General features: G+C 55.8%; 18 protein-coding genes and 1 tRNA gene. 5 read left to right on the forward strand and 14 right to left on the reverse strand.

The window, feature by feature from the left end:
- Positions 1–619: 619 nt before the first annotated feature.
- From QZ305_RS09935 to thrC, 14 genes are all read right to left on the reverse strand, one after another.
- Positions 620–991 carry a PTS sugar transporter subunit IIA gene (locus QZ305_RS09935; protein ID WP_294731687.1) on the reverse strand — a complete coding sequence of 124 codons (372 nt, stop codon included), beginning with the start codon at positions 989–991 and terminating at the stop codon, positions 620–622.
- Entirely contained in the window at positions 988–2,049 is a 1,062-nt protein-coding gene (locus QZ305_RS09940; protein WP_294731690.1) for a hypothetical protein, read from the reverse strand. The genes QZ305_RS09935 and QZ305_RS09940 overlap by 4 nt, the downstream gene beginning before the upstream one ends.
- A 4-nt stretch (positions 2,050–2,053) precedes the next feature.
- Entirely contained in the window at positions 2,054–2,899 is an 846-nt protein-coding gene (locus tag QZ305_RS09945; RefSeq protein ID WP_294731691.1) for an aldose 1-epimerase family protein, read from the reverse strand.
- A complete protein-coding gene (locus QZ305_RS09950) occupies positions 2,896–3,795 on the reverse strand; it encodes a patatin family protein (RefSeq protein WP_294731693.1) in 900 nt (299 codons plus the stop codon). The genes QZ305_RS09945 and QZ305_RS09950 overlap by 4 nt, the downstream gene beginning before the upstream one ends.
- Positions 3,788–4,954, reverse strand: a complete 1,167-nt coding sequence (locus tag QZ305_RS09955) for an NADP-dependent malic enzyme (RefSeq protein WP_294731694.1) — start codon at positions 4,952–4,954, stop codon at positions 3,788–3,790. Before QZ305_RS09955 ends, QZ305_RS09950 begins: the two co-directional genes overlap by 8 nt.
- Positions 4,954–6,162, reverse strand: a complete 1,209-nt coding sequence (gene pepT, locus QZ305_RS09960) for a peptidase T (RefSeq protein WP_294731696.1) — start codon at positions 6,160–6,162, stop codon at positions 4,954–4,956. The genes QZ305_RS09955 and pepT overlap by 1 nt, the downstream gene beginning before the upstream one ends.
- On the reverse strand, positions 6,159–7,757 hold the full coding sequence (locus QZ305_RS09965; protein WP_294731698.1) for a putative manganese-dependent inorganic diphosphatase: 1,599 nt from the start codon (positions 7,755–7,757) through the stop codon (positions 6,159–6,161). Before QZ305_RS09965 ends, pepT begins: the two co-directional genes overlap by 4 nt.
- A gap of 133 nt (positions 7,758–7,890) precedes the next feature.
- The gene (locus QZ305_RS09970) at positions 7,891–8,181 is read right to left on the reverse strand and encodes an HU family DNA-binding protein (protein WP_294731700.1); all 291 of its coding nucleotides are present in this window, start codon (positions 8,179–8,181) and stop codon (positions 7,891–7,893) included.
- Positions 8,182–8,303: 122 nt separating this feature from the next.
- Positions 8,304–8,377: transfer RNA gene (locus QZ305_RS09975), tRNA-Thr, on the reverse strand.
- A gap of 23 nt (positions 8,378–8,400) precedes the next feature.
- Complete coding sequence (locus tag QZ305_RS09980) at positions 8,401–8,973, reverse strand: nucleoside triphosphate pyrophosphatase (protein ID WP_294731701.1); 573 nt, start codon at positions 8,971–8,973, stop codon at positions 8,401–8,403.
- Between the two features lie 73 nt (positions 8,974–9,046).
- Positions 9,047–9,709, reverse strand: a complete 663-nt coding sequence (locus QZ305_RS09985; RefSeq protein WP_294731703.1) for a TIGR01906 family membrane protein — start codon at positions 9,707–9,709, stop codon at positions 9,047–9,049.
- The gene (locus QZ305_RS09990; RefSeq protein ID WP_294731706.1) at positions 9,706–10,140 is read right to left on the reverse strand and encodes an ACT domain-containing protein; all 435 of its coding nucleotides are present in this window, start codon (positions 10,138–10,140) and stop codon (positions 9,706–9,708) included. The genes QZ305_RS09985 and QZ305_RS09990 overlap by 4 nt, the downstream gene beginning before the upstream one ends.
- Positions 10,133–11,002, reverse strand: coding sequence for a homoserine kinase (gene thrB / locus QZ305_RS09995; RefSeq protein WP_294731708.1), 870 nt, complete (start codon positions 11,000–11,002; stop codon positions 10,133–10,135). Before thrB ends, QZ305_RS09990 begins: the two co-directional genes overlap by 8 nt.
- Entirely contained in the window at positions 10,999–12,483 is a 1,485-nt protein-coding gene (gene thrC, locus QZ305_RS10000; protein ID WP_294731710.1) for a threonine synthase, read from the reverse strand. Before thrC ends, thrB begins: the two co-directional genes overlap by 4 nt.
- A gap of 89 nt (positions 12,484–12,572) precedes the next feature.
- Here thrC and QZ305_RS10005 point away from each other — a divergent pair, with 89 nt between their 5' ends.
- The 5 genes from QZ305_RS10005 (at position 12,573) to QZ305_RS10025 (ending at position 17,102) form a co-directional block, all read left to right on the forward strand.
- A complete protein-coding gene (locus QZ305_RS10005) occupies positions 12,573–13,688 on the forward strand; it encodes a homoserine dehydrogenase (protein WP_294731711.1) in 1,116 nt (371 codons plus the stop codon).
- A 77-nt stretch (positions 13,689–13,765) separates the two neighbouring features.
- Complete coding sequence (locus QZ305_RS10010; RefSeq protein WP_294731712.1) at positions 13,766–15,088, forward strand: aspartate kinase; 1,323 nt, start codon at positions 13,766–13,768, stop codon at positions 15,086–15,088.
- Entirely contained in the window at positions 15,088–16,071 is a 984-nt protein-coding gene (locus tag QZ305_RS10015; RefSeq protein ID WP_294731713.1) for an aspartate-semialdehyde dehydrogenase, read from the forward strand. Before QZ305_RS10010 ends, QZ305_RS10015 begins: the two co-directional genes overlap by 1 nt.
- Before the next feature lie 348 nt (positions 16,072–16,419).
- Positions 16,420–16,671: a hypothetical protein gene (locus tag QZ305_RS10020; RefSeq protein WP_294731714.1), complete on the forward strand. Its 252-nt coding sequence runs from the start codon at positions 16,420–16,422 to the stop codon at positions 16,669–16,671.
- A 302-nt stretch (positions 16,672–16,973) separates the two neighbouring features.
- Positions 16,974–17,102: a hypothetical protein gene (locus QZ305_RS10025; protein ID WP_294731715.1), complete on the forward strand. Its 129-nt coding sequence runs from the start codon at positions 16,974–16,976 to the stop codon at positions 17,100–17,102.
- The last annotated feature ends 674 nt before the right edge of the window (positions 17,103–17,776 follow it).

Genomic DNA, 17,776 nt, shown 5'->3' on the forward strand with positions numbered 1-17,776 from the left:
GTACGGTGGTGTGAGAGGGAGGGGCAGCACTAACCTGTTCCTCTCTACTCGATTAACGTGTTTCCTTTCCGGGGACTTCCTGATCTTCCCCTGAACATGACAGCCGCTCAATTGCCGTCATTTCTGTCAAGGGCAGCCGTCTGGCTGCTCTTTACACTTACATAATAATTGCAAAGCGCTTTCAAATCACCCCCAAATTTGCCGTATCGCTGCGGCAAATATTGTAATAAAAACCCACAATGTGTGGGACGGGATTGCCGCATTGAATCGTTGCTTAACCACCGGATTTGCCGCAGCCCCGTAGGAAAAACTGCCGCAGTTCACCCGCAGCATTGCGGTTTCTGTCCATCAGACAGGTTGGGGTTTGCACACTCGGGAAAATCTGTCTGCCATAGCAGCGGATTTCTGCGCTTCCGCAAGCGGACCTCTGCCTGTGCTGAACCAGATCACCCCGGTAGATTCTGTTCCGGACTTGCCGCTATTACCCTGCCTGCGGCATACCCCGCCAGTCTGTACCCTGCCCCCGGGCAACAGCCCCATCACCCGGCAACGGCAAAAACTGCGGCCTGGCCTGGGATCACTCCCGGTCAGACCGCAGTCATTTCTGCTTTCAGCTGTATCAGAATGTCATGAACCGGATGGCTTTGTGTCCGGCTTCTTCCGCCAGTTCCATCAGCTCTGCCGGTGTTTTCTCCAGCTGCAGCACGAGTTCCAGCACCATGGGAGCGGATACGCCCCCGGCGACAACTGTTTGCGGCCGGTCATGAAACTGCAGTGCCGCGCACTGAAACGGATAGCCCCCTGCCAGATCGCAGAGCACCAGCAGGTCCTGGCCATGAGCAGCTGCGGCCTTCAGGTCTGCAGCCAGCTGCTCCGTGTTGCCGGTAAAGTTCACAGCCTCCATGGCCGGCTGAGGACCGGCAACCATTTCCACACCGGATTTCATGCCCGCTGCCCAGGCTCCATGTCCGGCAAGCAGAATGCGGGTCATGCGTCGATCACATCCTCCAGCTTTGCCTTTTCCATCCAGGAATCCAGACTCATCCGGATGTCCCGGGGACCGTCATCCAGCGCGATGTTGTGCTTTGCAGCCGTGAACACCACCATGGCTTCAAACACGGTCAGAAAAGCGAAGGCCGCATACACGTTGTGTCTGGCCATGAGCAGCTTCAGATCCAGTGTTCCGTCTGCCCGGATGGCCTCTTCGTGTCTGGCTTCCACCGCCAGCACCAGCTGCCCTTCCCGGCGGAGCACTTTGGTCAGTTCCACCTGTTCCTTTTTCAGAGACGGATCATCCGGCAGATAGAGCAGATTCAGCGGTTCACCGTCATAGGGCAGGCCGGTATAGGGAGAGATGAAGGAGGCCTTCATCACCCCGGTCATTTCCTTCATGCCGTGGCGTTTCTGGCGGATGTTGAATCCCACAGCCCGCAGGGCCGGATAGGTGTGGGAAGCGGCGAAATCTTCCAGCACCGGTGCGTTCTGGTTCAGCACCTGGGTGGCGGAATGAATCATGTCATCCAGCTGCAGATCATCCAGGATCTCCAGATGCAGTGTCATGAACGCAGCAAGGATCAGGCTGGTCAGCCCCGCATCCTTCACCACCAGGCCATACATGTTCACAAGCCCCTGTGCAGCATGCACCAGTGGGCTTTTTTCGCTGCCTGTCACGATCACATGGAGAACAGACACCGGCTGCCGGTCGATGATTTCCGCCAGCTCCATGGTGTTCTCTTCCGTTTCGATGCTGACCAGCACCATGTTTTTCTGGTCCGAGAGCGTTTCCCCTTCTGCCAGCCAGCGGGTTTCGTATTTCACATCGGTGTCCGCCCAGTCAAAAAGGGTCTTGGCCAGAACCCCCTGCAGACCGCAGAAGGCAATGGTCAGATCCGGTCTGGCCAGCGCCGGTTCCATGAAGGCCTTCAGGGCATCCTTCTGGTCCCGCACCTGTTTCTGCGTGCGTTTCCAGCTGGCAGGCTGCTGACACAGCGCCCGGACGGTTTCCAGACAGCCCTTTTCGTCCCAGTAACTCGTTTTCTTTCCCAGCATGATCTTACTTCACCTCGATGGCATATGACGTCGTCCAGGTTCTGCCGGGTTCCAGGATCATGGTGCCTTCCCGCTTTTCAAAAGGCACATCCAGTTTCTCCAGATCCGCATGTCCATACCAGGGTTCGATGCAGACAAACTCGCTGTCCTGCGGATGGGTCCAGACAGCCAGGAAGGGAAAGCCGGGAAATTTCATCGTGATCTGTGCCCGGCCGTTCTGCAGCAGTGTGACCTGCTCTGTATCGTAGTCCTTCCAAATCAGCGTCCTCTCTTTCCGGATCAGTCCCCGGTCCAGGGACAGCCGGTCCAGTTCAACTGTCTCGTATTCCACAGGACGGCCGTCTTCAAAGGTGTGAAACTGCACCGCTTTTCCCGCCGGTTCAAACACCAGTTCGCAGTCCTCAAAGGGATCCGTTCTGAAAGCAGGATGCAGCCCCAGTGTAAAGGGCATGGGCCGGTCTCCGGTGTTTTCAATCCGGTAGGTGATCTTCACCTCCGGTCCCTCCAGCCGGTATTCCATGACAAAGCCAAACCCGAAGGGATACTGACTGCGGGTGGTTTCGTCATCCGAAAAGCTGAAAATCAGACAGTCTGCCTCTCGGGTTCCCTCCAGCATGGCGTAGCGGGCCAGTCCGTGGTTTTTCATGGAGTAAGACTTTCCGTCCATCTCATAGCTGCCGCTCCAGGTGCTGCCGATGATGGGAAACAGGCTGGGGTTCTGATCCTTCCAGGCCTGATCACCCTGATACAGCAGTTCCCGACCATCGGATTTCCGGATCAGGGAGCGCATCTGCCCGCCTTTTTCCGTACAGGTCAGTTTCAGATCATCATTTTCCAGTACAAACATCATTCTGCCTCTTTTCTGTCATCCTCCGGGTCATCCGCCAGAAATGCCCGGATCTGCGGCAGCCGTTCCAGTGTCTCGGCATAGCCCAGCTTGAACCAGGCATCCAGCTTTTCCCGGTCGGTGGTATACCGCGTGATTCCGTAATCCTGATGGGGCCGCAGAACCAGCGCGCGTCCCTGGGCTTCCAGGTCATGCACCGTCTGCCACTGCTGCTCATAGTGTTCATGGCGCCTGCGGAAATCATCCGTGATCTGTTTGTCGTGGTAGACCATTCTGGCGCCCATCAGCTGCCACCAGGGGGCTTTTTTCCGCTTGTAGCCTTCTTCCTTGGTGGACACCACGATCAGCTTGTCGCAGCCGGCTTTCAGTGCCTGATCCACCGGGATCATGTCCGTGAGTCCCGCGTCGATGACCGTGCGTCCGTCAAACTGTTTGGGCTTCGACAGCAGCAGCAGACTGCAGCTGGCGATGAGCAGATCATCGGAATCATCCACGTATTCCTTGCCGTAGTACATCGTCTTCCGGGTTTCCATGTCATAAATGCCGATATCCAGCTGGGTGGGACTGGCAAAGAACGTTTCGTAGTCCAGGGGGGCTTTTTCCTGAATGAACCGGGCGGTCTGCTCCAGGGCAAAGAGACTGCCCTCCCGCATGATCGGCTTCAGGCCGATCAGCCCTTTCTGACTGGCGGCGTCCACGCCGGTGATCCGCAGGCGGCCCGGCTGGCGGGAGACATAGGGCAGCAGCATCATGGCGCCGGCGGAGATCCCTACGCAGTATGGAATGTCAATGCCCTGTTCCAGGAAGCACTGCAGAACACCGCCTGTGTAGGCGATCTTGGTTCCGCCGCCTTCCACCACCAGCCCGGTTTTGCCTTTGACGGTGCCGGATTCAGCCATGACGGATCACACCGCTTTCTCTGGCTGCCTGCGCCACTGCCTGCGCCACTTTGTCCGCCACGCCCGGGGTCAGCGCACTGACGATGATGTGATCCGGTGCCAGCTGGTCTGCCGGAATGCAGGAGGAAATGGCACTCACCGCTGCCTGCTTCATCGCATCATTGATCTCTGTGGCCCCGGCAGCCAGCGCGCCCTTGAAGATCCCCGGGAATGCCAGGACGTTGTTGATCTGGTTGGGATGATCGCTGCGCCCGGTGCCGATGATATAAACCCCGGCAGCCGCCGCGTCTTCCGGTTCGATTTCCGGCGTGGGATTGGCCATGGCGAACACAATCGGCTGCGGGTTCATGGACCGGATCATGTCCTGATCCACAATGTGCCCGGCAGATACGCCAATCAGCACATCCGCCCCTGCCAGCGCATCCGCCAGGGACCCGGTTTTTGCCGAGGGATTCAGCCGGTCGATCAGGGCCCGCTGCCCGCTGGTCAGATCCATGTCCGGTGTCAGGATCCCCTGCCGGTCCACAAGAATGACATCCCGCTGTCCCCGGTCCAGCAGCAGCCGGGCAATGGCACAGCCGGCGCTGCCCGCTCCGTTGATGACAATCCGGGGGGCTGTTTTGCCCGTGAGCTTCAGGGCATTTTCCAGAGCCGCTGCCACCACGATGGCGGTACCATGCTGATCGTCATGGAATACGGGAATGTCCAGAACTTCCTTCAGCCGCCGCTCCACCTCAAAACAGCGGGGTGCGGCGATATCCTCCAGATTGATGCCGCCAAAGGAAGGCGCCAGAGCCTGGATGATGGTGACCAGTTCATCGGTGTCCTGGGTACCCAGCACAAGGGGAACGGCATCCAGCCCGGACAGTGCCTTGAACAGCACGCATTTGCCTTCCATCACCGGCATGCCGGCTTCCGGGCCGATGTTGCCCAGGCCCAGCACGGCCGATCCATCGGAAATCACCGCGATGGTGTGGCCCCGGCCGGTGTAGACATAGCTCTGTGCCGGATCCCGGGCAATTTCCAGACAGGGAGCGGCAACTCCCGGTGTATAGGCTATGGAGAGATCATGGGCAGTTTCGATGGGCATTTTGTTCACTGTTTCCAGTTTGCCCTGCCATTCTCTGTGTCTGATCAGCGCTTCTTTCGCGGCATCCATCACAAATCCCTTCCTTTCATGAGTTCCTTGACGATTTCCTTCATGGTTTCCATTTTCTGCACACTGGCGAACTCGTACCGTCCATGGTGGTTCCAGCTGCCGGTCCCCAGGTTCGGCGTGAACAGGCCCCGAGCAGAAAGCATCGCACCATCGGTACCTCCCCGTACCGGTATGCTGACCGGTGTCAGTCCCAGTTTTTTCATGGCTGTTTCGGCTTCCCGGACAGCCGGACAGGTTCCGTCCGCACTCTCCGGCATGAAGCGGGCCATGTTCAGATACTGATCCGTCACAGTCAGCCGCAGACAGCCGGGATACTTCTTTTCCCAGTCCGCCACCAGCTCCTGCACAAAGGCTTTGCGTTTTTCAAAGGCTCCGGTGTCATGGTCCCGGATGATCCAGGAAACCCGGGCCTGTTCCACGGTACCGGACAAGCCGGTCAGGTGCCAGAATCCCTGACGGCCTTCTGTGGCCGCAGGCATCTGATCGGCGGGAAAGGATGCCGCAATGTCTGCTGCAATCTGAACCGCATTGATCATCCTGCCCTTCGCCTCTCCGGGGTGAATCGCCAGTCCCTGTATCTGCAGGTCGGCTCTGGCTGCGTTGAAGGTTTCCCAGTCCACCTGATTCACTGCATCTCCATCCACGGTCCAGGCCCAGGCAGCGGGAAACTGCGCCAGATCAAAGTGATCCGTTCCCCGCCCGATTTCCTCGTCCGGGGTAAAGGCGATGTACAGCTCCCGGTGCGGTTCCTGGCGGATTTCCTCCAGCGCCTGCATGATCACAGCCACACCGGCCTTGTCATCTCCCCCCAGCAGCGTCATGCCGTCTGTCACGATGAGATCATCCCCTGTCACCAGGGACAGAGCCGGAAATTCGGCAGGGGACATGGAATACCGGTCATTGAGCACAATGGGGCTGCCGTCATAGGCTTTGATGATCCGGGGCTTCACCCCGGCTCCGGTCAGTTCCTCCGCAGTATCCATATGGGCCAGAAATCCCGCAGCACAACCTGCATCCGGGTCCGTGGCTTTCAGATGGGCATAGACCACACCCTCTTTGCAGGTGCAGGGAATGGACAGATCCGCAAGTTCCTCCATCAGTCTGGCCGCCAGAACCTGCTGTCCCGGCGTGCTGGGTACAGTCTGCGAGGTGTGGTCCGACTGGGTGTCCATGGTCACATACCGCAGAAACCGGTCTGTCAGACTCATTCCAGTTCCCTCGCCAGACCCGGCACGATCTGCTTTTTCCGGGACACGAATCCCTGATCCTCAAAGCGGTCCAGAACCGGGCGCATTCTGGCAGCCTCCGGTCCGGCGGCCAGGAACCGGGATCCTTTTCCTTCCACATTGGTGAAAGTCATGAGAAACAGATCCAGGCGCCGGGATTTTGCCTCCTGGCGCATGTGATCCAGAAGTTCCTCCCGGATTGCCGGAATATCATCGAAGTTGAAGACAAAGGTCTGGGAAATCGCCACCTTGTGCCCGCCGATGTTGAATTCCTTGGAATCGGTTCCGGTGAGCTGCTGCATGGTCTTTCCCTTGATCGTGGCGGTGCTGGCAAACATTTCCTCCGCCATGGCATCGATGTCGAAGCCGTACTCCTGTGCAATCCGCTGGGCCAGCATGCGGTCCACCGGGGTGCAGGTGGGAGAGTTGAAGTTCATGGTGTCGGAAATCATGGCGTAAATCACCAGTTTCGCAATGTTCTCCGGCATCTTCAGTCCGTATTCCTGCCACATCAGCCCGACGATCGTGCAGGAAGAACCCACGATCATGTTCCGGAACTGAATGGGCTTGCTGGTGGTGATGTCGCCGATCCGGTGATGGTCCACGATTTCAATGATTTCGGCCTTGTCAATGTCGTTGATGGTCTGCTTCTTCTCGTTGTGGTCCACGAGGATGAACTGCTTGGGCGAGCTTTTCAGCAGATGGTACCGGGCCACGGATCCTGTGATCCGTCCCTGGGATACCACCGGATAGCTGGAATGACGGGTTTTCAGCATTTCCCGCTCCACATCCTCCAGAAATTCGTCCCGGGAAAACTGGACCATGTCCTGAGCGGGCAGCATGATGCTTTCAATGGGAATCGCCCGGTAAACCATCTGAATGATTTTCATCAGGTTGTAGGGCGTGCTGATCAGCGTCACTCCCATGTTCCGGGCCATGTCCAGAATGTAGTCGTTTGGCACAAAGTTCTCCGCGATGAGGATCATCGCAGCGCCCTTGGCCATGGACTTGATCATGGAGTCTTCATGATCATTGAGCACCATGATGGCGCCTTCGAGATTGCGGTCCATCATTTTCTTGTCCGCAATGCGCACTTCTCCGGACAGCTCTCTGGTCCCCTCCAGCAGGATCGTGCCTCTCAATGCCGCCTGAAAATTTTCCACCGGTGTATCCTTGAGCAGATCCCGGGTGATGTTCAGATCCTGCATCTGGATCTTGGAAATGTCTCCCAGGGTGACCAGACCGCTGTAGTTGCCGGTCTCATCCGTGGCATACAGCGTCTTGGCGTCGTTTTCAATCAGCAGGTCCCAGCCTTTGCGCAGGGTGGCGCCTTTGTCCACCGTCACGGCCTTGTCGATTTCAATCTCGGCCAGGGTGCTCTTGGCTGTGCTGATGTGCAGCGGCGGCTCCATGCCGGCTTTCTCCAGGACAAATTTTGTCTCGGGATTGACATGGCCGATCCGCGCTGCCACGGCATTCTGCCCCAGCTGACGTTTCAGTTCCGCCAGAGATAGCGCCGCGCAGATGGAATCTGTATCCGGATTCTTGTGTCCGATCACATAAATGGGCTGTTCCATACATGCTCCTTTTCAAAGTTTCAGTCTGCTTTCATCATAGCAGTCAGTGTGTTTTCCGGCAATTGTGCCAGTCAGGACAGGACACGGGAAAAAGACAAAAAGGAGAGCCGAGCGGTTCTCCTTGCCATAGACCTCAGGACTGTGCCAGGACGTCCTTCAGGGCTTTTGCGGGTTTGAATTTCACGGCTCTGGATGCCGGAATTTCAATCTTTTCCTTCGTAGCGGGATTAAAGCCGGAGCGGGCAGCCCTCTCGGCCACCGTGAATTTGCCGAAACCGTACAGATCCACGCTTCCCCCTTCCTTCAGTGTATCTGTCCAGGCATCCAGCAGTGTGCCAAGCACATCCGCAGCCTGGGCTTTTGTCAGGCCGTTTCTGTCCGCCAGCAGATCTGCCAGATCCTTTTTTGTCAGTGTCTTTTCCATATCGTGTTCCTCCTGTGAACCGCACCATGATAGCAGAAAACGACGGCTCTGTAAAACCGGCGGCTGCGGACGGTGCAGAAGGGAAAACAAAAAACCCGCGTGACTGCGGGTGATGGTTCGAATGGTGCCCGTACGCGGAATTGAACCACGAGTTGATCCTTACCATGGACCTGTATTACCTTTATACTATACGGGCGGTACGTGTGATATCTTACCCTATCACACGGTGGTTGTGCAACCTTTTTTTGGCAGAGAATGAAGAATTTCGTTCACTTTCTCCATGGGCAGCCCCACAACATTGGACCAGGATCCGTGAATGCTCTCCACAAACCCCGAATCCTGAATGCCGTAGGCCCCTGCCTTGTCGGCGGATTTTCCGGATCTGGTGTAGGCCAGAATTTCCTGATCCTCCAGAACCCGGAAACGGACATCCGTCGTATCCGTAAAAGTGATCTCCATGCCCGGCGTCAGGATACAGACACCTGTTTTCACCTGGTGGGTTTCCCCGGACAGCCGCATCAGAAAATCACAGGCTTCCCGGTCATCTGCCGGCTTGCCCAGGATCTCCCCGTCGTACACCACAACGGTATCCGCAGCGATGATTGTCCGGTCCGGAAACCCGGGCCTGACGGCTCTGGCTTTGTCCAGCGCCAGGCGTTCCAGGGCTTCATCCAGCGGCAGGGCAGTGGAAATGGATTCGCTGATCTGTGCCGGATGAACATCCGTCTTGTATCCCTGCTCCTCCAGGAGCTGCCTGCGGCGCGGGGACTGACTTGCAAGGATGAGTTCCATGAATCAAACCTTCCGCATGCCTTCCTTTCATGCCGGAGGTCTCATCAGCAGTATAACATTGGCACAGGGCTTTTCAACGCCTGCACCTTCGCAGGACACACCAGGAGACAATCCCCCCGGCTGCTGCAACCGCTGTGATTTCCAGCACGATGCGGATCACCAGATCAAAGAACAGCTGTTCCGGGCAGATCCGGATCATGAAATCCGTTGCCGGGTTCAGCAGCCACAGATCATTGTCGAAAAACAGCTCATGGAAATGCGTCCAGAAATCCGTGAATCCCGTCGCAGCCCAGAGCCCCAGAAAGGCAATCATGATCAGCCAGCAGAGACCCGCCTGCAGATAGCCCAGCGCCAGCGCCTTCCAGTCCTGTTTCCAGGCAGCCAGCAGAACCCCTGCCAGCGTCACAAGCCAGGCTGCGTTGCGCACAGCCATGGCGGACTGATACAGACGGCGGACGTCTTTCATGTGGGCTTTTTCCCGGGCATTGTAGACTTCTCCGATCCCCGGCAGACTGCCGTCCATGGTATCACTGGCGCCGGTGACATAGTCCAGCATCAGCTTCATGGCTTGCTCCGGTGTCTTCTCCGGCACATCCAGACGGGCTGCCAGATTCGACGCGCGATACCATCCGTCATACCAGCCGGCATCCGTGGCCTGCCATCCGGTCACCGTCAGCAGAATGGCCAGGATCACCGCCATGCCCCAGAACCAGGCAGCAATGCGTTTCAGGCTCACTCCACTGCCACCAGATCAGCCCGGCTCACCGCCGGCAGCTGCTGCAGCACCTGGATCAGCTCCTCGGGACTGCTTTCCAGATCCGCCATGTCAATGGTCACAGTCAGACTGGCAATCCCGTTGATGGGTGCTGTCTGATTCAGGGACAGAATGTTGGCCTGATTCTGACTCAGCAGGTTGATGACCTGGGCCAGGGCTCCTTTTTCATGCCGGATGACAAAGGAAATGATGGCTTTCCGGGTGGATTCGTCCTGGGAGAAGCTGAAGACCGCATCCTTGTATTTATAGAACGTACCCCGGGAGATGCCCACTTTGGCCACCGCCTCCGAAATCCGTCTGGCCTGACCGGAATTGAGCAGCTGATGGGCTTCCATGACTTTTTCCAGAACCTCCGGCAGGATCTCGCTGGATACCACATAATACTTACTCATGGCAGATGACCAGACCTTTTCCGTCGGGATCCACCAGACGGCCTTCCAGACCGAAATGCCGGCTCACCCAGTCCCGCATGCTTTCCAGCTGTTCCCTGTCCCGGCTGATGGCCAGCATCGTGCTGCCGCTGCCGGAGATCCAGAGGGGCACCGCATTGGCCATGCACACTTCCTTCAGCCGGCTGTAAGCCGGAATCAGCTGCTGCCGGTAGGGTTCATGCAGCCGGTCCTGGCAGGCAGCGCAGACCAGCTGCTGGTCTCCCCGCTCCAGTCCCTGAACAAACAGAGCCGCCATGCCCGCCTGACGGGCTGCGGTTTTCAGCGGTATATCCCCCGGCAGCACCTTTCTGGCTTCGGCGGTGGATACTTCCAAATCCGGCACCAGCGCCAGACAGTGCCACAGACTCATGTCCGAAGCACACATCACTGCCTGGTCTTCCGTCATCACCGTTGTGCACAGATCGCCGAACACAGCCGGCGCCACATTGTCCGGATGACCTTCCATTTCCGCTGCCAGCGCCATGACCTCCTGCCGGCTGGCCGGCTGGCCATGAATCTCCCAGGCTGCCGCCAGCCCTGCTACGATGCACGTGGCACTGGAGCCCAGGCCCCTGGCGAAGGGAATGTCCGTTTCTATATGTATATGCAGCGGATCCGGTTCGAATCCCGCTGCCCGGCACCCTTTCTGATAGGCCCGCCACACCAGATTGTCTTCGCCGGCATAGGCTTCGGGGCAGCCGGTGATCACCAGTCTGTCTGCCTTCTCAAAGGAGAATTCTCCCCGCCAGTCCAGTGCCAGTCCCATGGTGTCAAATCCCGCGCCGCAGTTGGCACTGGTGGCCGGGACGCTGATCCGGATCACCGGCTGCCTCTGCCGGTCAGAGCGCAGGAATCCTTCACCGCCTCTTTCATGCCCGGCACATCCACCACCGCATCATGCAGAATGTCCGCAGACTCCAGCGCTGCCAGAGGCGCCGGCACCGGATCCTGACAGATGTCTTCCAGAGCGTGCAGCGCATCCCATTCAGCCATCGTATCCCCGGTGATCGCTTCCATCACATCCTGTGCGAATTTGTAGGGAGAAGCCGTGGCCAGCACCACCATGGGTTCTTCTCCCTTCTGTCTGCCCCCTGCCAGATAGCCGATGGCGCTGTGGGGATCCAGCACATACGCATCCTCTTTATATACCCGGGAAATTTCGGCTCTGGTTTCGTCATCGCCGGCATACTCTGCCACAAACAGCGACTGGATTTTTTCCAGAACCTCCGGTGTCACCTGGTAGCGCCCTTCGGCAGCCAGCTGATCCATCCATGTCTTCACCTGCGCTGTGTCGCCCTCTGTCATATAGTACAGCAGCCGTTCCAGGTTGGAGGAAATCAGAATGTCCATGCTCGGGGAAATGGTTTTGATGAACGGTCTGTTGCGGTCATAGACACCCGTGCGGATGAACTCCGTGAGCACGTTGTTGGCGTTGCTGGCTACCACGAATTTCTTTACCGGCAGTCCCAGTCTGTATGCATAATAGCCCGCCAGCACATCTCCGAAGTTGCCGGTGGGAACCGAAAAGGACAGCTGGTCCTGGCGGCCGATGACACCCTGATGCATCAGCTGTTTCCAGGCTTCGAAGTAATACACCACCTGGGGAACCAGACGCCCCACATTGATGGAATTGGCGCTGGAGAGGCGGATGGATTTCGAAGCGGCCCAGTCATTCAGCTCCTGGTCCAGAAAGAGCCGCTTCACGGCAGACTGGGCATCGTCAAAGTTGCCCTGGACCGCAAACACCCTGACGTTGTCTCCCTGCTGGGTGGCCATCTGCCGGTACTGGATCTGGGAGACTTTTCCTTCGGGATAGAACACGGCAATGCCCGTGCGGTCCACGTTTTTGAAGCCGGACAGCGCCGCCTTGCCGGTGTCTCCGGAGGTAGCGGTCAGAATCATAGCGGAATCGCCGGTATCCTTCAGGGCAATGCTCATCAGCTGCGGCAGCATCGTCAGCGCCACATCCTTGAAGGCAGATGTGGGGCCGTGGAACAGCTCCAGCACCTGCAGGTCTCCCACCGGTTTCACCGGCGTCACGGCTTCACTTGCAAAGGAGCCGGTGTAGGCAGCCTGAACCGCCTGCTTCAGTTCCTCTTCTGTATAGTCCGGCAGCAGCAGCCCCAGAATATACGCGGCGTTTTCCTGATACGACTGGTGCAGGATCCGGTCCAGATCCGCTTTTTCCTGTCCCAGGCCGGGGTGCACAAAGAGTCCGCCATCAGCGGCGATCCCTTTCAGCACCGCCTGACGGGCACTTGCCTGTACGGTCTTGTTTCTTGTGGAATGGTAGGATGTAACCATTTGAAAACCTCCTTGAAAACGAACAATACCTATGATACAATGTGCAAGCTTTGAAAACAAGTGTTTTTGAATAAGAAACAGGAGGGCGTATGAAGGCTGTACTTTTAGGATATGGAACCGTGGGAAAGGGCGTGGAAAAGCTCGTTTCCACCGTGGACGGACTGGATCTCAAAGCTGTGTTTGTGCTGCCGGAATTCGAGAATCTGCCGTATTTCTCCAATGACGGCGAGGGACTGGTGACAGACCCGGAAGTGGACATTGTCTTCGAGTGCCTCTCGGGCACCGAACCCAGCAACACCCTGATCCGCAGGGCACTGGAAGCCGGCAAGCATGTCATCACTTCCAACAAAGCCACTGTGGCACCGAACCTGGAAGACTATGTGAAGCTGGCCGCAGAAAACGGCGGATCCATTCAGATCGAAGCCAGCGTGGCCGGGGGCATTCCCTTTCTGGACGCTGTGCTGAAACTCCAGAAACTGGAAGATCTCAACGGGTTCGAAGGCATTTTCAACGGAACCTCCAATTATATTCTGGACCAGATGCAGAAAGAAGGACAGGATCTGGACACCGCGCTGAAAGCCGCCCAGGCCATGGGCTATGCGGAAGCCGATCCCACCAACGACGTGGAAGGATTCGATGTCTGGTACAAAACCGTGATCACGAACATGCTGGCATATAAAACAGAAAACGGCGGACTGCGTCAGCCGCTGGGCATTTCCCGCATAACCCCGGAAGACATTGCCCTGGCAAAGAAAGAAGGAAAGGTGATCCGTCACATTTCCCGCTCTCTGCAGAAAGACGGAAAGTACGCATCGGTGATCGCCCCGGCGTTCCTGGACAAGGACGAATATCTGGCCAATGTGCCTTCCAACTACAACGCCCAGCTGATCTATGCCGACAGCTTTGACAAAATCGGGCTCTTCGGCCAGGGCGCCGGGCAGATGGCCACAGCCCAGGCCATGCTGGCCAACGCCATTGACACACTGGAGAACAGCGAACGGCCCATTCTTCTGGAAAAAGCCATGCAGCCGGATGATTCCCTGATTCAGGAAACCTGGCTCGTGCGCTCCGGAAAGGACCTCTCTTCTCTGCCTGCTGCCCGTGTGAAGGAAGGATCATACTGGCTCATCGGCCCGGCAGGCGCAGATGTCATCGATCAGGTGCAGGCACTGGATCCTGAAGCCATGATTGCTCTGTGGCGGTAATGGTTCGCCGATAACCTCCGTCAGTTGGATGTACCGGGAGATGCTTCTCCCGTTTCTTGTATCAGAAAGGAATCGTCATGCTGAAAGTCACGAAATTCGGCGGGTCATCGGTTGCCGATGCCTGTCAGTTCCGCAAGGTCAGGGAAATCATTCAGGCTGATCCCGACCGCCGTTACGTTGTTGTCTCGGCCCCCGGCCGCCGGACACCGGCAGATGCCAAGCTCACCGACCTGCTCTATCTGCTGGATGCCCACCGGCAGTATCACGTGGATGCCTCCAACGTGTACCGGATCATCCGCGAACGCATTCTGGGAATCCAGAAAGAACTGGGTCTGAAACAGAACATGGCCAAGGAGCTGGACACCTTCTACGCCAATCTGAATCAGATGAAACAGGATGAAATCGTGTCCCGCGGCGAATACTGGTGCGCCCGGATGATGGCGGAATTTCTCGGCTTTCCCTTCGTGGACGCCAAGGACGTGATCTGCTTCAACCTGGACAAAACCATCGACTTCAAAGCCACCAGAGCCAAGCTTCAGGCCAAAATGGCTGAATATGAACACTTCGTGTTCCCAGGTTTCTACGGCTCCACTTCCAACGGACGGATCCAGGTGTTCACCCGGGGCGGCGGCGACATCACCGGTGCGATCCTGGCCAATGCCATGGACGCGGACGTGTATGAGAACTGGACTGATGTCTCCGGCTTCCTGATGGCAGATCCCACCATCGTGGACGACCCCCACGAAATCACCCACATTACCTACTCCGAACTCCGGGAGCTCTCCTACATGGGCGCCAGCGTGCTCCATGAAGAAGCAATCTTCCCGGTCAAGGAACGCAACATCCCCATTCACATTCTGAACACCAACTGGCCTCAGGACCCGGGCACCTTCATTCAGGAGAACCGTAAAACAAAGTCCCGCTTCCCCATCACCGGCATCGCCGGCAAATCCGGGTTTGTTTCCCTCTATGTATACAAAAAGCACATGTCCAGCGAAGTCGGCTACATGCGCAAGGTTCTGTCCATTCTCGAGGACTACAACGTGTCCATCGAACACATCCCCTCGGGCATCGACAGCTTCACGGTGGTCGTGGAAGAGAAGGACGTGGAAAACACGCTGTATGAAATCGTGTCCCGGATCAAGCGGGAGCTGAAACCGGATGAAGTGAAAGTCCAGGACAACATTTCCCTGATCAGCACCGTGGGCAAGCGCATGAGCGATTCCCCGGGCATGGCCGGCAGACTGTTCACGGCCCTGGGAAAAGAAAACATCAGCATCATGATGATCGCCCAGGACTCCAACGAGATCAACATTACCGTGGCGGTGGAAACACCGGAGTTCGAGAAAGCCGTCAAGGCGATTTATGACGAGTTCGTGACGAAGGAGGATTTGCAGTAATGAAGAAAGTGGCAATTGCCGGTGCAACCGGCGCAGTGGGACGACAGATGCTGGAATGCATCCGGGAGCGAAATCTGCCCGTGGAAGTGAAACTGCTGGCCAGTGCCCGTTCCAAAGGCAAAGTCATCGATGACCTGGTGGTGGAAGAACTGACCCCGGCCTCTTTCCAGGACGTGGACTATGTTCTGGGCGCCTGTGAAAACGACGTGACAAAACAGTGGATGCCCTGGGCTCAGGAAGCCGGCTGTGTGGTGGTGGACAATTCCAGTGCCTTCCGCCTGGACGACAACGTGCCCCTGGTGGTCCCGGAAATCAACCCGGAAGACATTGAAAACCACAACGGCATCATTGCCAATCCGAACTGCTCCACGATCATTGCCCTGGTGGGCTGCGATGCGCTGAAAAAGGAATTCGGTCTGAAGCGCATGATCGTCACCACCATGCAGGCTGTATCCGGTGCCGGTGTCAAAGGCATCGCCGATCTGGAAAACCAGGTCAAGGGCGAAGATGTTCCCTTCCAGGCGTTCCCCTACCAGATCGCATACAACCTGATCCCGCAGATTGGTGACTTCGACGAATTCGGTATTTCCAAAGAAGAATGGAAAATGCAGAACGAAGGCCGGAAAATCTGGCACGCCCCTGAACTGCTGGTCAACTGCACCTGCGTCCGCGTCCCAGTGATGCGTTCTCACTCTGAATCCATCACTCTGGAATGCGAAACCGAAGTGGACGTGAAAAAAGCCCGGGAAGTTCTGTCCCAGGCCGCCGGTGTGCAGCTGAAGGATGATCCGGAAAACAAGGTGTATCCCATGCCCCTGGATACCACAGATCAGGACGATGTCTTCATTGGCCGCATCCGGAAGGATCTGACGGATCCAGAAGGCAAAACCCTGCAGGTGTTTGTCTGCGGTGATCAGATCCGCAAAGGTGCCGCAACCAATGCCGTGCAGATTCTGGAAAAACTGCTGGAGAAAGCTGAATAGACAGATATGGAAGAGGGTCTTCTACAGAGATCCTCTTCCTTTTTTATGTCGATGCCCGGCTGCGCCGGTGTGGCCGGGTGTGAGATGCAAAAAGCAGTTTGGGCAATGTCTGTGGATGCTGACCTGGACATTGCGTTTGCAATCAAACTCTGACACATTGTTTTCCTGTCTCTCTGCAAAACTCCATGTAATCCGATACTCAGCATTCTTTTCAGGAACTTTTCGCAAATTTTCAGACGTCTGGCGAATATAACAAGTATGGGGCGCTTTGATTCACCCATCAGAATGACCCCTCCATAAAGCCGGCCAGGGCAAGGCAGCCTGAAAAGATATGGAGTATAATAAAATATGAAAAAAGCAAATTGTAATACATTTCTGTACCTGCAGCTGAAGCAGATGCAGAAACAGGAAAAGCACAATCAGCTGGAGCTTATGGATGTGCTTGATCACCACTATATCCAAGTTGTGGAAGTTCTTGAGAGACTGTGTGTCAAACCGAAGATGACCCGCAATGAGAAAATTTACAGAATCCTCCTCGAAGGAATCCTGACGTTTCTGTTGGGTCTGCTGGTGAATGCTATATCAGCTCATCTCTTCTGAACAGCGATGAGTTGGGAATTATCCAGACTGTATTTGCATTGTCGAATTAATCAGCAGAGAAAGGAATGGTATTATGTCCAACTACATGACTTATTTCACCATGACAGTGATCATCGTTACGATTGCCCGTATTATCATGATTTATATTGAAGATATCTATATGAAGTATTTGAACAGAAAGCACAAGATCTAGTTGCTTCCAATATCCAGCCGATTTCAATACAGGAACCGGTAAATCGTTGGGCCGTGAATCTGCATTTTAAAATGGCTATCACTTTACAATCACGACAAAGGAGACCCATATGCCAGATAACATGCTGATGCCGACAATCATGATGATTGTAACCATGACTGCAGCCCGTATTGTATATGCCTGCTTTGAGGACCGGTACAATCGCAAATATTTGGGCAAGCAGTCAGATCATGAATAGATTCTGCCAGCCTCATTCACGATTTTGCGAATACATAGAATCATCACATCACCCAAGGGAGCCAGTTCTGAATCATCTCAACAATGGATGAGCATAATTGAGCCGCAGAGCTTTCACAAGTTTCTGCGGCTTTTGCTATGATTCAATTCTCAATATGATGATTTAAGATCAGGACATCTTGCAGTTCCAGTAAGGCAAACAGTTGCTGATTACCTCCAGCCTGTATCTCGAGTTGGAGTCTGCTCCAATTATCGGTAAAAATGCATCAAAGTTGGAGCAGACTCCAATTTTGAAGGAATATATGACAAAACCGAATCCTGCTTCAACTCTCTACTTCCATTTCTCACCAAGTCAGAGAGAAATGCATTCAGTCTAAGGCTGTGAATGAACCTGAGATACTGGTTGCAAGACGGGACAGAATCAGAAAACCCCATAGGATTCTGGTACACTGGAGTGGGAAGATTGATAAAGTTCGTTCTCAGCGAATTTTGGGCCATTTTCATCAGTCTGGTTGCTGCCGGACTTGACCGACTGATTTTCCGAGCAGACTGGTGGCAACTTCGTCATTGCAGTCCCTGTTATTTCTGTTATAAAGGAGGAACAACCATGAGTGATGCTACATGTTAGAAGTCAATATCAGTATTAACGATTCTGGTGAAATAGCTTTTAACACT

The organism is uncultured Faecalibaculum sp., from assembly GCF_910588395.1.
In the GTDB taxonomy this organism is placed as follows: Bacteria; Bacillota_I; Bacilli_A; order Erysipelotrichales; family Erysipelotrichaceae; genus Faecalibaculum.

Coding starts and splice junctions, on each gene's coding strand:
- pepT (WP_294731696.1), bottom strand. CDS start 6,162: ATGAGTCTGACAGACCGGTTTCTGCGGTATGTGACCATGGACACCCAG.
- QZ305_RS09980 (WP_294731701.1), bottom strand. CDS start 8,973: ATGGAACTCATCCTTGCAAGTCAGTCCCCGCGCCGCAGGCAGCTCCTG.
- QZ305_RS09965 (WP_294731698.1), bottom strand. CDS start 7,757: ATGGAACAGCCCATTTATGTGATCGGACACAAGAATCCGGATACAGAT.
- QZ305_RS09940 (WP_294731690.1), bottom strand. CDS start 2,049: ATGCTGGGAAAGAAAACGAGTTACTGGGACGAAAAGGGCTGTCTGGAA.
- thrC (WP_294731710.1), bottom strand. CDS start 12,483: ATGGTTACATCCTACCATTCCACAAGAAACAAGACCGTACAGGCAAGT.
- QZ305_RS09950 (WP_294731693.1), bottom strand. CDS start 3,795: ATGGCTGAATCCGGCACCGTCAAAGGCAAAACCGGGCTGGTGGTGGAA.
- QZ305_RS10005 (WP_294731711.1), top strand. CDS start 12,573: ATGAAGGCTGTACTTTTAGGATATGGAACCGTGGGAAAGGGCGTGGAA.
- QZ305_RS09990 (WP_294731706.1), bottom strand. CDS start 10,140: ATGAGTAAGTATTATGTGGTATCCAGCGAGATCCTGCCGGAGGTTCTG.
- QZ305_RS10015 (WP_294731713.1), top strand. CDS start 15,088: ATGAAGAAAGTGGCAATTGCCGGTGCAACCGGCGCAGTGGGACGACAG.
- QZ305_RS10020 (WP_294731714.1), top strand. CDS start 16,420: ATGAAAAAAGCAAATTGTAATACATTTCTGTACCTGCAGCTGAAGCAG.
- QZ305_RS10025 (WP_294731715.1), top strand. CDS start 16,974: ATGCCAGATAACATGCTGATGCCGACAATCATGATGATTGTAACCATG.
- QZ305_RS09970 (WP_294731700.1), bottom strand. CDS start 8,181: ATGGAAAAGACACTGACAAAAAAGGATCTGGCAGATCTGCTGGCGGAC.
- QZ305_RS10010 (WP_294731712.1), top strand. CDS start 13,766: ATGCTGAAAGTCACGAAATTCGGCGGGTCATCGGTTGCCGATGCCTGT.
- QZ305_RS09935 (WP_294731687.1), bottom strand. CDS start 991: ATGACCCGCATTCTGCTTGCCGGACATGGAGCCTGGGCAGCGGGCATG.
- QZ305_RS09945 (WP_294731691.1), bottom strand. CDS start 2,899: ATGATGTTTGTACTGGAAAATGATGATCTGAAACTGACCTGTACGGAA.
- QZ305_RS09955 (WP_294731694.1), bottom strand. CDS start 4,954: ATGGATGCCGCGAAAGAAGCGCTGATCAGACACAGAGAATGGCAGGGC.